The sequence below is a fragment of the Enterobacter cloacae complex sp. P17RS genome (assembly GCF_014895885.1).
Classification (GTDB): domain Bacteria; phylum Pseudomonadota; class Gammaproteobacteria; order Enterobacterales; family Enterobacteriaceae; genus Enterobacter; species Enterobacter bugandensis.
The window spans coordinates 261362-275962 of record NZ_JADBQK010000009.1; the positions used below are offsets into that span (position 1 = coordinate 261362).

Annotated in this window: 14 protein-coding genes; 7 read left to right on the forward strand and 7 right to left on the reverse strand. The window is 59.8% G+C overall.

From position 1 onward, the window contains the following. The first annotated feature begins 1 nt into the window (after position 1). The 4 genes from IM265_RS09905 to IM265_RS09920 all read left to right on the forward strand — a co-directional run bounded on the left by IM265_RS09905 (position 2) and on the right by IM265_RS09920 (position 4740). Positions 2-1552, forward strand: a complete 1551-nt coding sequence (locus IM265_RS09905; protein WP_045260886.1) for a hypothetical protein — start codon at positions 2-4, stop codon at positions 1550-1552. Then, positions 1549-2505: a carbamate kinase family protein gene (locus IM265_RS09910; RefSeq protein ID WP_136485154.1), complete on the forward strand. Its 957-nt coding sequence runs from the start codon at positions 1549-1551 to the stop codon at positions 2503-2505. The genes IM265_RS09905 and IM265_RS09910 overlap by 4 nt, the downstream gene beginning before the upstream one ends. Before the next feature lies 1 nt (position 2506). Then, complete coding sequence (locus IM265_RS09915) at positions 2507-3886, forward strand: amidohydrolase family protein (protein WP_193031117.1); 1380 nt, start codon at positions 2507-2509, stop codon at positions 3884-3886. A gap of 119 nt (positions 3887-4005) precedes the next feature. After that, a complete protein-coding gene (locus IM265_RS09920; RefSeq protein WP_193031119.1) occupies positions 4006-4740 on the forward strand; it encodes a bifunctional 2-polyprenyl-6-hydroxyphenol methylase/3-demethylubiquinol 3-O-methyltransferase UbiG in 735 nt (244 codons plus the stop codon). Here the strand turns inward: IM265_RS09920 and IM265_RS09925 are convergent. Further along, entirely contained in the window at positions 4734-5336 is a 603-nt protein-coding gene (locus IM265_RS09925; RefSeq protein ID WP_193031121.1) for a short chain dehydrogenase, read from the reverse strand. The two genes, IM265_RS09920 and IM265_RS09925, sit on opposite strands and share 7 nt — an antisense overlap. Positions 5337-5433: 97 nt before the next feature. On the opposite strand from IM265_RS09925, the gene IM265_RS09930 reads away from it, so the two are divergent. Both IM265_RS09930 and IM265_RS09935 read left to right on the forward strand, forming a co-directional pair. Next, positions 5434-6321 (forward strand): LysR family transcriptional regulator, encoded by an 888-nt coding sequence (locus IM265_RS09930; protein ID WP_063437854.1) that lies wholly within the window; start codon positions 5434-5436, stop codon positions 6319-6321. Between the two features lie 20 nt (positions 6322-6341). Continuing rightward, entirely contained in the window at positions 6342-7523 is a 1182-nt protein-coding gene (locus IM265_RS09935) for a PLP-dependent aminotransferase family protein (protein ID WP_047367525.1), read from the forward strand. Between the two features lie 45 nt (positions 7524-7568). On the opposite strand, the gene IM265_RS09940 is transcribed toward IM265_RS09935, so the two are convergent. Further along, positions 7569-7988: a nuclear transport factor 2 family protein gene (locus IM265_RS09940; RefSeq protein WP_023619020.1), complete on the reverse strand. Its 420-nt coding sequence runs from the start codon at positions 7986-7988 to the stop codon at positions 7569-7571. 97 nt (positions 7989-8085) lie between these two features. On the opposite strand from IM265_RS09940, the gene IM265_RS09945 reads away from it, so the two are divergent. Beyond that, positions 8086-8817, forward strand: a complete 732-nt coding sequence (locus IM265_RS09945) for a helix-turn-helix domain-containing protein (RefSeq protein WP_193031123.1) — start codon at positions 8086-8088, stop codon at positions 8815-8817. A 1-nt stretch (position 8818) separates the two neighbouring features. Here IM265_RS09945 and IM265_RS09950 read toward each other — a convergent pair whose 3' ends face one another. The 5 genes from IM265_RS09950 to IM265_RS09970 all read right to left on the reverse strand — a co-directional run bounded on the left by IM265_RS09950 (position 8819) and on the right by IM265_RS09970 (position 14555). Beyond that, positions 8819-9166 (reverse strand): HigA family addiction module antitoxin, encoded by a 348-nt coding sequence (locus tag IM265_RS09950; protein WP_047367527.1) that lies wholly within the window; start codon positions 9164-9166, stop codon positions 8819-8821. 10 nt (positions 9167-9176) lie between these two features. Further along, on the reverse strand, positions 9177-9476 hold the full coding sequence (locus tag IM265_RS09955) for a type II toxin-antitoxin system RelE/ParE family toxin (protein WP_048957972.1): 300 nt from the start codon (positions 9474-9476) through the stop codon (positions 9177-9179). Positions 9477-9779: 303 nt separating this feature from the next. After that, positions 9780-10949 carry an HlyD family efflux transporter periplasmic adaptor subunit gene (locus tag IM265_RS09960; RefSeq protein WP_088204896.1) on the reverse strand — a complete coding sequence of 390 codons (1170 nt, stop codon included), beginning with the start codon at positions 10947-10949 and terminating at the stop codon, positions 9780-9782. A 10-nt stretch (positions 10950-10959) separates the two neighbouring features. Then, positions 10960-13155: a type I secretion system permease/ATPase gene (locus IM265_RS09965; protein ID WP_193031124.1), complete on the reverse strand. Its 2196-nt coding sequence runs from the start codon at positions 13153-13155 to the stop codon at positions 10960-10962. After that, positions 13152-14555 (reverse strand): TolC family outer membrane protein, encoded by a 1404-nt coding sequence (locus IM265_RS09970; RefSeq protein ID WP_041908566.1) that lies wholly within the window; start codon positions 14553-14555, stop codon positions 13152-13154. The genes IM265_RS09965 and IM265_RS09970 overlap by 4 nt, the downstream gene beginning before the upstream one ends. Positions 14556-14601 lie beyond the last annotated feature (46 nt).

Genomic DNA, 14601 nt, shown 5'->3' on the forward strand with positions numbered 1-14601 from the left:
CATGAAAAACATGAAACTGGAGTGGAAAAGAGGTGACTGGGCGGCCTATTTCGGGTTGATGACCAACAACCTGACTAATTTGCTGACCATGATGGGGCTGCTCATTTTTGTCGTCGGCATCCCGAAGGAGATTGTTTATGGACGCATCGCGCCGGCCTTCGGGCTGGCGGTGCTGGTAGCGAGCTTATGCTACACATGGTTTGGCCTGCAAATGGCGCGCGCCACCGGACGTACGGACGTCACCGCGCTGCCGTCCGGCCCGAGCGCACCCTCGATTTTTACCGTGACCTTCCTGGTCCTGATGCCCGTCTACCAGCAAACCGGTGATGCGGATTTCGCGATTCAGATTGGCCTGGTGTGGTGCTTCGTGGAAGCGATGATCCTCGCGGGCGGCTCGTTCCTGGGTGAGACCATCCGCAAGATGATCCCGCGTACCGTGCTGCTGTCGTGCCTGTCCGGTCTTGGCCTGCTGCTGCTGGCGATGAACCCGATGTTGCAGGCGTTTGAAGCGCCCACCGTGTCGTTCATCGTTCTGCTGCTGATCTTTATTAACTGGTTCGGTAAAAAGCCGATTTTCGCCAAAATCCCGACCGGCCTGCTGCTGCTGATTGCCGGAACGGCGCTGGCGTGGATTTCCGGACTGCAAAGCCCGGATGCCATCAAGGCGTCCATGTCATCCTTCGGCTTTAACCCGCCGGAAGTGCACGTGGACAGCTTTATGCAGGGCCTGCCGCACGCGCTGCCTTATCTGGCGTCCGCCGTACCGCTGGGGCTGGCGAACTACATCTTTGACCTGGAGAACATCGAAAGCGCCCACGCGGCGGGGGATGAGTACCCGACCCGCAAGGTGATGCTGGCGAACGGCCTGGCTTCCATGCTCGGCTGCCTGATGGGCAACCCGTTCCCGGTCACGGTCTATGTGGGCCATCCCGGCTGGAAGGCGATGGGGGCGAGCATCGGTTACACGCTGGCGTCCGGCGTGACCATGTTCATCGTGCCGCTGTTCGGGCTGGGGGCCTTTATGCTCGCCATCATACCGATGACCGCTATCGTGCCGATTCTGGTGTTTATCGGCGTCGTCACCGCCAACCAGGTGGTGCGGGAAACGCCGAAAGTGGAGGTGCCCGTCATCTTTATCTGCCTGTTCCCGTGGATCGCTAACTGGGCGCTGACCATGATGAACAGCGTGATGAGCGCGGCGGGAACCAGCGCGGCGAAAATTGGCACCGACGTGCTGCACAGCAAAGGGATCTACTACGAGGGGCTGATGCACCTCGGCAACGGTGCGCCGCTCGCCAGCATGCTCTGGGGCTGTATCGCTATCTTCGCCATCATCAACAAACCGCTGCGCGGGGCCGTCGCCGCCGCAGGAGGCGCGCTGCTGGCGCTGTTTGGCGTGATCCACGCGCCAGTGGTGGGCTTTGCCGAGGGCAGTTCCCTGATGTTCGTCACGGCCTACCTGATGATGGGCGGCATGTTTGTGGTGAAGCATTTCCTCGACAGCCGCGAAGTTGCGAGCGCAGAAGTTACTGTTGCGAAGGAAAACGTATGAAAGAGCTTATGGTCGTCGCCATCGGCGGCAACAGCATTATCAAAGACAACGCCAGCCAGTCGGTTGAACATCAGGCGCAGGCGGTCAAAGCGGTGGCCGAGTCGGTGCTTGAAATGCTGGCCTCCGACTATGACATCGTCCTCACCCACGGCAACGGCCCGCAGGTGGGGCTGGATCTGCGCCGCGCCGAGATCGCCCACGAGCGGGAAGGGCTGCCGCTGACCCCGCTGGCAAACTGCGTGGCGGATACCCAGGGCGGCATCGGCTACCTGATCCAGCAGGCGCTTAACAACCGCCTGGCGGCGCGCGGGGAGCAAAAGGCGGTCACGGTCGTCACTCAGGTGGAGGTGGATAAAAACGATCCCGGCTTTACGCACCCGACAAAACCGATCGGCGCGTTCTTCAGCGAGGCACAGCGCGACGAGCTACAGCTCGCGCACCCGGACTGGCATTTTGTCGAGGATTCAGGCCGGGGCTATCGCCGCGTGGTGGCCTCGCCCCAGCCGCTGCGCATCGTCGAGGCGGATGCGATTAAGGCGCTAACGCAGAAAGGTTTTGTGGTCATCGGCGCGGGCGGCGGAGGCATTCCCGTGGTGCGCAGCGAGCAGGGGGATTATCAGAGCGTGGATGCGGTTATCGATAAAGATCTCTCCACCGCGCTGCTGGCCCGTGAGATTTGCGCCGACGTGCTGGTGATAACCACCGGCGTGGAGAAAGTCTGCGTTAACTTCGGCAAGCCAGACCAGCAGGCGCTGGACACCGTCAGCGTGGCGCTGATGACGCGCTACATGGATGAAGGACACTTTCCGGCGGGCAGCATGCTGCCCAAAATCGTCGCCTCGCTGGCATTTTTACGACACGGCGGCAGGCGCGTGATCATCACCTCGCCGGACTGCCTGCCCGCGGCGCTGCGCGGTGAAACGGGTACCCACATTGTTAATGAAGGAAGATAAGATGAGTGAAAACAAAAGCCGCCGCGAGTTTATCAGCCAGAGCGGCAAAATGGTCACCGCCTGCGCGCTGTTTGGCGCAACCGGCTCCGTCGCGTATGCTGCCGACACTGCAAAGGCAACCTGCGAGACGGGGAAACCGATGAAGATCATCGCGAAACATTACTATCTGGACAACGTGCTGCTTGAAGCCGGGTTTAATTTCGAGGGCAGCGTGGCGACGAGCACCCGCACCGAGTTGAAAACGCTGGAGATCAAAGACGGGAAAATTGTCGCCCTGCGCGACAACGGCAGCCACGCCGACGCGACCCTGCCGCACTACGACGCGGGTAAAAAGCTGATGCTTCCGGCGATGCGCGACATGCACATTCACCTGGATAAAACCTTCTACGGCGGCCCGTGGCGCTCCCTGAACCGTCCGGCGGGCACCACCATTCAGGACATGATCCGCCTGGAGCAGAAGCTGCTGCCGGAGTTACAGCCCTACACGCAAGAACGTGCCGAAAAGCTGATCGACCTGATCCAGTCGAAAGGGTCGACCATCGCCCGCAGCCACTGCAATATTGAGCCGGTTTCCGGCCTGAAAAACCTGGAAAATTTGCAGGCGGTGCTGGCGCGCCGCAGCGCAGGTTTTGACTGCGAAATCGTTGCCTTCCCGCAGCACGGCCTGCTGCTCTCCAACGCTGAAAAGCTGATGCGCGAGGCGATGCAGGCGGGGGCGCACTACGTAGGCGGGCTGGACCCAACCAGCGTTGACGGCGCGATGGAGAAATCGCTCGATACCATGTTCCAGATTGCGCTGGATTACGACAAAGGGGTGGATATTCACCTCCATGAAACCAGCCCGGCGGGCGTGGCGGCGGTGAACTACATGGTGGAAACCGTGGAGAAAACGCCGGAGCTGAAGGGGAAGCTGACCATCAGCCACGCCTTCGCGCTGGCGACGCTCAACGAGCAGCAGGTGGATGAGATTGCCACCCGCATGGCGGCGCAGCAGGTGACCATCGCCTCCACCGTGCCGATTGGCACCCTGCACATGCCGCTGAAGCAGCTGCGGGAGAAGGGCGTGTTTGTTATGACCGGCACCGACAGCGTGATCGACCACTGGTCGCCGTACGGTCTGGGGGACATGCTGGAGAAAGCCAATCTGTACGCCCAGCTCTATATTCGCCCGAACGAGCAGACGCTCTCCCGCGCGCTCGGCATCGCCACCGGCGACGTGCTGCCGCTGAACGATAAAGGTGAACGCGTATGGCCGAAAGCGCAGGACGACGCCAGCTTTGTGCTGGTGGACGCCTCCTGTTCCGCCGAGGCGGTGGCGCGCATTTCTCCGCGCACCGCGACGTTCCACAAGGGGAATCTCGTCTGGGGTGTTGTTGGCTAAAAGCGATCCGGGTGGCGCTGCGCTTACCGGGTCAACATGGGATCGTAGGTCGGGTAAGGTGAAACCGCCACCCGACAATGCAGTATACTGCTATGCACATTCTTAAAGAGGGATCTGCCATGGCACAAAACATCTACGACAACCCGGCGTTTTTTGAAGGCTACGCTCAGCTTCCGCGCTCGGTGCAGGGGCTGGACGGTGCGCCTGAGTGGCCTGCGCTCAAGGCAATGCTGCCTGATTTAACCGGCAAAGCGGTTATCGATCTCGGCTGCGGTTACGGCTGGTTCTGCCGCGCGGCGCGCGAGCTGGGCGCGTCTGACGTTACGGGCGTCGATATCTCAGAAAAAATGCTTGCCCGCGCGGCTGAACTGACGGATGACGCGGAGATTCACTATCAGCGTAGCGATCTGGAATCTCTTCAGCTTCGCGAAAACAGTCTCGATCTGGTCTACAGCTCGCTGGCGCTACACTACCTGCCGGAGCTGGACACGCTATTCGCCAACGTTCAGCGCGCGCTAAAACCGGGTGGCAGCCTGGTCTTCTCGATGGAGCACCCAATTTACACCTGCGCCACCCGTCAGGGCTGGCTGACCGACGACAGCGGCGAGCGGTTCTGGGGCGTGAACCATTATCAGGACGAAAGCCAGCGCGTCAGCAACTGGCTGGCGGATGGAGTGATTAAATACCACCGCACGCTGGGCACCACGCTTAACGCGCTGATAAAGGCCGGGTTAACGATAAGTGAAGTCAATGAGTGGGGACCAACGCAGGCGCAGATTGACGCCTGGCCTGCATTGTCCGAAGAGGCGGAGCGCCCGATGCTGGTGCTGATGTCCGCCCGTAAGGCTCAGTAACCTACCTTATACACCCGCCCGCTCTGCACCCCTTCCACGCTGCGGCGGTAGGCCTGGGCCACGGTCGCGGCGGGAACGCTTTCAAAGCCAGGGAAGAACCCGTCATACGCTTCGGCGGATTCCGTCAGTACTGTTGGGCTAATCAGGTTAATGCGGATCCCGCGCGGCAGTTCGCAGGCTGCGGCGCGGACAAACCCTTCCAGCGCCGCATTGACCGTGGTGGCATTTACGCCATGCGCAATTGGCTCGTGCGCCACAATCCCGCTTATCAGCGTAATCGAGCCGCCTTCGTTCAGATAATGCTGGCCGGTCAGCGCCAGACGCACCTGCCCGAGCAGCTTGTCCTGCAGGCCCTGGTTGAAGTCGCTGTCCTTCATGGTCGCGAGCGGGCCAAAGTAGAGACCACCGCTGGCGGAGACAATCGCATCCACCGGGCCGATTTTCTCAAACAGCGCCTGCACGCTCGCCTGCGAGGTGATATCCACCTGGTAGTCGCCCCGCGTGCGACCCACGCGGATGACCTCGTGACGACGGCTTAACTCTTCGGTTACGGCACGACCGACCGTACCGCTGGCACCAATAATGACGATTTTCATATCCGACTCCTCATGTTGTGAGCCCTCATTCTTTAATAAATTAAAAGTCAGATAAACTGGGCTAAAGTTAGATGATTACTAACCAGGGGTTTGGAATATGGATAAGCTTCGCGGCATGGAGACGTTTATCGCGGTGGTAGAGAGCGGCAGCTTCACCGGCGCGGCGGCGCGGTTGGAGATGTCGGCGGTGATGGTCGGGAAATATATTGCGCTGCTCGAATCTCAGCTCGGCACGCGGCTGCTGGAGCGCAATACCCGTCGCCAGAGCCTGACCGACGCCGGACGCGTTTATTTCGAAGAGGCCAGGCGCGTGCTGGAGCAGGTCTCGATTGCCGAAAGCGCGGTTGAACGGCTGCGCGCGACGCCCGCCGGCACCCTGCGCGTCACCGCCCCCACGTCGTTTGGCGGCTGCGCGATCGCCCCTCTGACGGCCACATTTTTGCAGCGCTACCCGGAAGTGCGTATCGAACTGGATCTCACCAACCGGATGGTCGATCTGGTGGAAGAGGGGGTCGATCTGGCCATTCGCATTGGCGATATCCGCAATGACGATCTGGTGGCGAAATATCTGTGTCCCTACAACATGGTGATCTGCGCCGCGCCGGATTATCTGGCGCGACACGGCACGCCGCAGACGCCCGCCGATCTGGTGGATCATCTGTGCCTGTCGCACACGGTGTGGACCGCGCGCAACGAGTGGCGGCTGCCGGGTGCGGAAGGGGAGGTGCGCTGGAAGCGGGATGCGATCTTAAGATGCAACGACGGATACGGCTTACGCATGGCGGCGCGAGCCGGGGCAGGGCTGCTGCTGCAACCGGAAGTGCTGGTGGCGGAAGAGCTGGCAAGCGGCAGGCTGGTGCGTGTGCTGGAGCCGTTCACGCCCGCGCCGAGGCCGGTGCATTTACTGTGGCGTCAGGATTTGCGTCCCCTCCCTAAGCTAACGGAATTTATTGCTCATATTCTGCTAAGATTGGGCACAATATAAAAAAAGAAGGTAATCAAAGAATGTCTGCAAACAAACTCGCCAGCAGCGCGCAGGGCCTGCAATCATCAGCCATCCGTGAATTATTAAAACATAGCAAAATGGCGGGCGTGATTTCGCTGGGCGGCGGTATTCCTAATCCGGACCTGTTCGATCGCGAAGGGCTTAAAATTGCCGCCGATGCCGTGTTGTCACAGAATTTTGGCGAGGCGTTCCAGTATGGCCTGACGGAAGGCGTACCGGGGCTGCGCGAAGAAATTAAACGCATCTGCGAGGGGCGCGGCATCGCCTGTAAGGCCGATGACGTGGTCATTACTTCCGGCTCTCAACAATCTCTGGACGTGCTGGCGCGTGCGTTAATTAATCCGGGCGATACGGTTGTCGTTGAACGTCCTACCTATCTCGCCGCGCTGCAGGTCTTTGGCCTGGCACAGGCGAATTTTGAATCCGTCGGCACCGACGGCGACGGCATGAAGGTCGATGAACTTGAAGCGTTGGTGGCGAAGAAAACCATCAAGGCGGTTTATATCGTTCCAACCTTTGGTAACCCTGGCGGCGTAACGCTTTCCGAGGCGCGCCGTAAACAGCTGGTTGAATTATCAAAGCGCTATGATTTCGTGATTATCGAAGACGATCCGTACAGCGAAATTAACTACACCGACGACGTGTTCCGCCCGCTGATTGCCCATGCGAAAGATATCGGCAATGAGGATAACGTGGTGTACACCTCTACTTTCTCCAAAATCCTCGCGCCGGGCACCCGCGTAGGCTGGGTGCTGGTGCCGGAATGGCTGAAGCGCGCGGTGGTGAACCTCAAGCAAACCACCGATCTGCACACCAGCACGCTGTCCCAGCTGATGACCTACGAGTACCTGAAAACCGGGCGTCTGGCGAACCAGATTAAAATGATCCGCGAGGCCTATCGCCAGAAATACCAGACGTTTGCAACGGAACTGGAAGCCGAGCTGGGCGATGTGATGTCGTTCCACAAGCCGAAGGGCGGGATGTTCCTGTGGGCAAAAATGAACAACGGCATGAATACGACGAAATGGCTGGAAAAAACCTTAAGCAACGGCGTGGTGTTTGTACCGGGCGAGTTCTTCTACTGCAACGAACCGGACCCGACAACGCTGCGCATGTCATTCGTCACCCCAACGGATGAGCAGCTTAAAGAAGCGGTTCGACGCCTGAAGATCTCCCTGTAACAGAGCGCGCATAACGGCAGTTGCCGTTGTGCGCGCAGGGTGAGCTTATTGCGTGGCGTGGGCGAGCGCGCGGTCTGAAGCATCGCCGCCGATCGTCTGCGTCACTTCATGGATACGACAGATTTTACCCTCGCGCAGTGCGGCAAACATATACACCTCTAATTCCGCCTGGCGACCATCTGGATACGTCACCGTAGCCCAGTGCCGGTCTGCTAAAAGATTCTCGTGACAGGCCAGCTCTTCTACCCTGAATGCGATCGCGCGGATCTGCGAGCGGACGTGGTTCAGGTGCTGCACAAAACCCCGATAATCAAGCGCGTGACCATCCGTGTACTGCTGGTAATCGGGCGTGAACACCTCTGCGGGATCTAATTCGCCTTTGAACAAGCGGCTTAACAGGCACGCCATTTTTTCGCGCTGTAGGGTATTGTCAGGCTGGGCTATCAGGGTTGTGATGATGCTCATGTTGGCTCCTTGTGTAGTTGAGCCACCATTATCCTTGACAGTCGACGGCGCAGTTTCTGTAATACGTCGATGAATAACGATTTTCGGCCAGGATAAGATGATCGGTACAGAGACGCTCCGCCATCCCGGCGGTTACCGCACCGCGTGGCACAGCCATCCCACCGGACAGCTCTGGCGTATTGCAACGGGGCTGCTGGTGATTGAGACCCAACAGGGGCGTTCGGTTGTACCGGCAAACCATATTGGCTGGATCCCGCCGGGCCAGCAGCACGCCGCCTTTTCTGAAAGCGCGATAGAAGGCTGCGCTATCTATCTTGACCCTGCGTGCTGTGCAATGCTTCCCGATGCCCCCGCGCTGTTCGAGCCCGACGATCTCACTCATGCACTGTTTTCCCGCTTAAGCGTTGCAGAAAACGAGTACGATCCGCGAAAGCTCACCCTGCTGCTGGATGAGCTTGCCCTGACGCCTCAGGTGCGCTTTTATCTGCCCGTACCGACGGATCCGCGTCTGAAGAACGTGGTCAGCCACTTGCTGCAGTGTGTCGATGATAATCAAACGGTCAAGAGCCATGCCTGCCATGCCGGGATGAGCGTGCGTACGTTTAACCGTCGATTTAGCGCCCAGACGGGAATGAACTTCGTCAACTGGCGGCAGCTGGCGCGCGTCATGCAGGCAATGGAGTGGCTGGCGGCGGGGAAGCCGGTGGGATGGATTGCGCTGTCCTGCGGCTACAGCAGCGTCAGCGCATTTATTGAGGTTTTCAGAATGTGGACCGGTAAAACGCCTGGGCAGTGGGGGATTAAAGGTGGCGCTGTAGAGCCGGTTTGATTCAGGCCACATCCGGCTGGCCTGATTTCCTTTTTGCCATGATTTCTGCAATCGTTTTTATACGGCTCAACTCCTCCTGAGTGCGGGAATTGGTTTGCGCTTCCCAGACGTCGACGTTTAGCTGCAGGTTCAACCAGAATTCAATAGTGGTATCAAACGCCTTGGCTAGTCTGATTGCCATATCGGCCGTCAGTTTACGATTATTATTAACGAGAGCGCTGATGGTGTTACGGTGCACGTTAAGCATTTCCGCGAGATCGCTAATTTTCAGATTGAGCGGCTCAAGATATTCATACTGCAACACATCGCCCGGCGTAGTGGGTTTGCGTAGAGCCTGTTGAAGAGTCATAGGTAATGCCTCATTTGTATGGCGTGTACTTGTGCGGAGAGAGGTAGAGATCGTCTGCTTTACCCTCTGACCACCTGAATACCAACCTGTATTGCCTGTTAACGCGAATCGCAGAGTACCCTGCAAGCGGGGGATTCAGCGATTCATACATATTGCCTGGCGGGGATCTCAGCTCCCGGTGCGAGGTGGCAGCGTTGATCATATCCAGCTTCCTCGCTAAGGCTGATTCAAGGCTTGAAGGGATCACATTGCTGGATTTCCCGTACAGAAAAAAATCCTTAAGCCATTGATCACGAAAATGATTAATCATAGCGCTTATGAGCTCCACTCCATGAAGCTATGTGAATAGTAATGCACTCTTGCACAGTGCGCAAGTGCGTTTCGATTGGCGGCTATGTTACCCTGATGCAGGCTGAAGGAAAGCGGAAGGCGTCATTAAAAGCGGTTTCTTCGAGGCGGATTCCAGAAAAGGGGGATTGTGGTGTGGGTGCGGCATGATGCCCTCTCCCACAGGGCTGAAGAATCCCCACAAATTAATGCGGGCAGCGAATCATCCCCTCGCCCCTTTGGGGAGAGGGTGAGGGGGAAGATCGTAGCCGCCGCCCGGCGAAGACTACCGCTCCCTCAGCGCCTCCTTCGCCCGGTTAAACGGCTTGATCAGATAATCCAGTACCGTTTTCTCTCCGGTCTTGATGTCCACTGTGGCAATCATCCCCGGCACGATCGAGAAATGCCTGCCCGCCTTATTCACCAGGTAATCCTGGCTGGTGCGGATAAACACGCGGTAGTAAAACACCTCCGGCTTGGCCTCGTCCTGGATAGTGTCCGGTGATATGGTCTCCACCACCCCGTGCAGCCCGCCGTAGATGGCGTAATCGTAGGCGGTGATCTTCACCAGCGCCTCCTGGTTCGGGTGGATAAAGGCGATGTCGCGCGGCGAGAGGCGGGTTTCAATCAGCAGATGATCGTCCACTGGCACAATCTCCATCAGTTCGCCGTTGGGCGGGATCACGCCGCCGATGGTGGTGACTTTGATATTTTTCACGATCCCGCGCACCGGGGATTTTACCGTCAGGCGGGTGACGGAATCCTCGCGGCCTTTGAGGATCGCCGAGACCATATCCACCTCGGCGTTGGCCTTGGATAGCGCCTCGCGCGCCTGAACGTAATACTGGGAACGCACGTCGGTGAGCTTCAGCTCCAGGTCGCTTTTCTGCCGCTGCAGGCGGAGCACTTCCACGTGGCTGGCGGCGCCGGTTTTTACCAGCCGCTGGGTGATTGCCAGCTCTTTGTTTGCGAGATCTAACGCTGAACGCAGTTCACGCTGCGTGTCCTCCAGCTGCGCGCGGCGCGAATTGTAGAGCCGCGTTTCGGCGGCGGTCAGTTCGGTCCATTTCTCCAGCGAAGGCGGGAACTTCAGCGGCAGATCGTTCACCTCGGCGTACAGACGGGCGCTGGAGGCAAGCGACGCGCGGTAGCGCGCCGCGCTTTCGCCGACGTTCGATTCGGAACGCGTTGGATCCAGACGCGCCAGCACCTGTCCGGCCTGCACCTGATCGCCTTCGTGTACGTTCAGCTCGGTGAGGATCCCCCCATCCAGCGACTGCAACACCTGCTCGCGCGAGCTGGGGATCACTTTTCCGGTTCCCGTTGAGACTTCATCCAGCATCCCAAACCACGCCCAGACGCCCAGCGCCACAAACATCAGCAGCGAGAAGATCACAATCCGCCGCGCGCCGGTATAGCCGCTTTCGGAGTCGAGCGCATTATCCAGATCGTCCATCGCCGCCACGTCACGCTGACTGATTTTCATTTTTCCACTCCCGTCCGGTTGCTGCCTGCTGCTGTTGCTGCATGCGGCTGTTGTTCAGCGCCTGCGCTTTTGGCGCGTCCATGACCAGCATCCCATCTTTCAGCACGACCACGCGCTCCACCAGCTCCAGCACCGGCACGCGGTGGGTGGCGACAACCAGCGTCCGGTTGCCGAGCCACGCCCCCAGGCGCTGGATAAATTCCCGCTCGGTGTGTTCGTCAAGGGAAGCGGTCGGCTCGTCCATCAGCACGATATTCGGATCGCGCAGCAGCATCCGCGCCAGCAGAATCGACTGCCGCTGCCCGCCGGACAATCCCACGCCGTTCTCCATAATCGGGTAGTCCAGCCCCTTTGGCAGCTTCTGCACAAAGCTGGCCGCGCCGCACATCTCCAGCACCTCGAAGATCTCTTCGTCGGTGGCGCGCGGCATGCCGAGGGTGATGTTCTCGCGCAGGGTGCCGTAAAACAGCCGCGCGTTCTGGGTCATAAAGCCGACGTTTCGCCGCACGTCGGCCACGTCCAGATGCGGCAGGCTGAGGTTGTCGAGCCGCAACTCGCCGGCCGCCAGATCCATGCCGCCCGCCATTGCCTGCAGGAGAGTGGATTTGCCCGCACCGTTACGCCCGAGGATCGCCACTTTCTCGCCCGGCCTGATCTCCAGACGGTTAATGCGCAGCGCCATGCGCGGATCTTCCGGCTGATAGCGGAACTGCGCCTGCTCGAAAAGATAGTGTCCGCGCAGCACGTCCTGGCGGATCGGCGTCTCTTCACGCTGATTTTCAGTAGGAAGCTGCATAATGCTGTCCAGCCCCTCTTTGGCGGCCTTAACCTGCTGCCAGCGGGCGAGCACGCCGCACAGCGTCGCCATCGGGGCGATCATCCGCGAGGCCAGCATTGAGGCGGCCACCACCGAGCCGGTGGTCAGCGTGCCGTCAATCACCATCGGCGCGCCAACCACGATCACGGCGGCGTAAACCAGGCTCTGAACGGTCATCCCCCAACTGATCAGGTTCTGGGTCAGCTCGCGGGTGCGCAGGCCGGATTCCGCGGTGATCTGGATATAGCTGTTCCACTGCTGCAAAAAGCGGTTCTCCGCCTGCATCAGCTTGATGTCCTCCAGCCCCTGCACGCTCTCCACCAGCACCGCGTTGCGCAGGGTGGATTCATGCGCCGACTGCTTCGCCAGCTCGGCCAGCTTCTTTTGCAGCAGCAGGCCCGGCAGCACCATGATCACTGCCGCCACCGGGGCGATCCATGCCAGCTGCGGGGCGATGATCGCCAGCACCACCACAAACAGGAAGAAGAAGGGCAGATCGACAATCGTCGAGATGGTGGAGGAGGTGACCATCTCGCGGATCTGCTCCAGCTCGCGCAGCTGGGAGATAAAGCTGCCGGTGGAGCGCGGAATGGCGCTGTGGCGCAGCCGTAACGCGTGGCCGAACACGCGATCCGAGACGCGCAGATCCGAGCGTTTGCCCAGCAGATCCATAATGTGCCCGCGCGCAACGCGCAGCACAAAGCCAAACAGGGTGGCGATCAGCACTCCGATGGTCAGCACGTAGAGCGTCGGGTAGGACTGGGCGGGGATCACCCGGTCATACACCTGCATGGAAAAGACAATGCCGGAGAGGGAGAGCACGTTGATAAACAGCGCCGCCAGCATCACCCAGCTGTAGGGACGCAGGTCGCGCATCACCAGCCGGTAGAGCCAGTCCGGACGGTACTTTGAGATGTAGGCGTCCACGCGGCTGTCCTTAAGCGCGGCCAGTGGACGCAGGGCGATAACGTGGCGGATGGCGGGCAGCATTGCGATCATCGACAGGCGGTTGGTGTATGTCTTGTCGTCGAAAAAGCTGACCTCGAGCGTATCTTCTCCGTCGAAATTCTCGATCACGCCGATTTTTCCGTCGTTCAGCGCCACCACCACCGGCAGACGCCAGCTGTTGATCGACTGCTGATCGGCCGTCAGCAGCTGGAACGTCAGCCCGGCTTCACGGGCAAGCTGAGTCAGCGCGGGCACCATCGGTTTGCCTTTCAGCCACGGCGCGCCCGCGACGAGCGAGCCTGGCGAACAGGCAACGCGGTAGCGCGTGGCGACAAAGCCAAACGCCTGAGCCCACTGCTCCAGCGCCTCATCCGTCATCGTTTCCCCCTGCGGGATGTCGCGTTGCTTCATGGCTGGATCTCCACGGTTTGGATGGTGCGGTTATCAAGATCGAACGCATGACGCAATTGCCCGGTGTTATAGAGGCAGTTGAGCTGCAGCTGATGCAGCTGACCGAGGGTCTGCTGCTGGGTAAAGCGCGCCTGATAGACCTCCTGCTCGGCGTTGAGCACGTCCAGCAGCGGGCGTGAGCCGAGATCAAGATACTGCTGCTGGTAGAGCTCGCGGGTGCGGGCGCTGAGCGCCTCCTGGCGGCCCTGAATTTGCAGCGTGCTTTGCAGGCTCATGACCTGGCTGCGGGCCTCCAGCAGCTTCTGGCGGACATCGAGGCGCGTGCGCTGAATGGTCGACTGCGCCGCTTCCACCGCGTGACCGGCGGCGTTGCGTCGGGCGGTGAGCCCGCCGCCCTGATAGAGCGGCATCTGGACTTTCACCCAGGCGGAATATTGGGTGCGGTCCCGCGTTTCGTTACCCGCGTAGCGATCGTTCAGATAGTGACGGACTTCCGGCTCCAGCGAGACGGTTGGCGTCATCTGCGCGTCGGCGTAGTCAAGGTTAGCCTGAGCGACGTTCGCCTGTGCCCAGGCAGCGAGGACCGCAGGCACCAGACGATCGTCCGGCTCGGCGATATCGCAGCTGCGGGCCAGCTTCTGCGGAAAGTCATTGCTGATATCGTTCAGGCTGTTCCAGCCGAGAAAGCTCATCAGCGTGGCGCGGGCGCTGTCGAGGCTGGCCTGATACTGCATCAGCTGGGCGCGCGCCCCTTCAATGCGCGCGTCGGTCTGCACCACGTCAGACAGGGAAGTGGCCCCTTCGTCGTTACGCTGGCGGGTCAGGGTGCCTATTGATGAGAGGGCGTCAAGCTGCTCTTTGGCGGTGTCGACCATCTGCTGCCAGGTTTGCACCTGCACCATGGCGATAGCGGTATCGTGGGCGATGGTGTCGATACTGACCAGCACGTTGGCCTGCTGCTGGGCGACCCCGGCGTTTTCGGCCCGCACCTGGCTTGCCACTTTGCCGAAGTCGTAGAGCATCTGTGAAAGAGAGAGCACCAGCGACGGCGTAAAGCCGTTCTGGTCGCCGTCGTGGGAATACCCGTTGTCCATGCCGGCGTTGATTTGCGGATAGTATTTCGATTTGGCGACGTCGACCTCTTCGTTCTGTTCGTAGAGTTTGCCCACGGCTTCAGCGATCGCCGGGTGCCAGGTGACGGCGCGATTAACGGCCTCGCCAAGCTGTAGTGAACCGGGAGCGGCTTTGCCTGCCACCGGGGCGACGCGGCCATTCAGTGAGGGGAGTTCCTGCGTTTCGCGGAGCTGTCCGGTATTGATGGTTGCCGCCGGGTTTGCCGCGATGGCGGGTACAGATATCAGGCAGCACGAGAGCCACCAGTAAGGCATCTTTATTCCCATGTCTTGTCCCTAATAAATAAGTACAGCTTTATTATTTATGCCCGGG

Excerpts from the sequence above, each read along its gene's own strand:
- IM265_RS09905 (WP_045260886.1), top strand. The coding sequence starts at position 2 with ATGAAAAACATGAAACTGGAGTGGAAAAGAGGTGACTGGGCGGCCTAT.
- IM265_RS09935 (WP_047367525.1), top strand. The coding sequence starts at position 6,342 with ATGTCTGCAAACAAACTCGCCAGCAGCGCGCAGGGCCTGCAATCATCA.
- IM265_RS09915 (WP_193031117.1), top strand. The coding sequence starts at position 2,507 with ATGAGTGAAAACAAAAGCCGCCGCGAGTTTATCAGCCAGAGCGGCAAA.
- IM265_RS09920 (WP_193031119.1), top strand. The coding sequence starts at position 4,006 with ATGGCACAAAACATCTACGACAACCCGGCGTTTTTTGAAGGCTACGCT.
- IM265_RS09950 (WP_047367527.1), bottom strand. The coding sequence starts at position 9,166 with ATGACTCTTCAACAGGCTCTACGCAAACCCACTACGCCGGGCGATGTG.
- IM265_RS09910 (WP_136485154.1), top strand. The coding sequence starts at position 1,549 with ATGAAAGAGCTTATGGTCGTCGCCATCGGCGGCAACAGCATTATCAAA.
- IM265_RS09960 (WP_088204896.1), bottom strand. The coding sequence starts at position 10,949 with ATGGACGATCTGGATAATGCGCTCGACTCCGAAAGCGGCTATACCGGC.
- IM265_RS09955 (WP_048957972.1), bottom strand. The coding sequence starts at position 9,476 with ATGATTAATCATTTTCGTGATCAATGGCTTAAGGATTTTTTTCTGTAC.
- IM265_RS09925 (WP_193031121.1), bottom strand. The coding sequence starts at position 5,336 with ATGAAAATCGTCATTATTGGTGCCAGCGGTACGGTCGGTCGTGCCGTA.
- IM265_RS09970 (WP_041908566.1), bottom strand. The coding sequence starts at position 14,555 with ATGGGAATAAAGATGCCTTACTGGTGGCTCTCGTGCTGCCTGATATCT.
- IM265_RS09965 (WP_193031124.1), bottom strand. The coding sequence starts at position 13,155 with ATGAAGCAACGCGACATCCCGCAGGGGGAAACGATGACGGATGAGGCG.
- IM265_RS09930 (WP_063437854.1), top strand. The coding sequence starts at position 5,434 with ATGGATAAGCTTCGCGGCATGGAGACGTTTATCGCGGTGGTAGAGAGC.
- IM265_RS09940 (WP_023619020.1), bottom strand. The coding sequence starts at position 7,988 with ATGAGCATCATCACAACCCTGATAGCCCAGCCTGACAATACCCTACAG.
- IM265_RS09945 (WP_193031123.1), top strand. The coding sequence starts at position 8,086 with ATGATCGGTACAGAGACGCTCCGCCATCCCGGCGGTTACCGCACCGCG.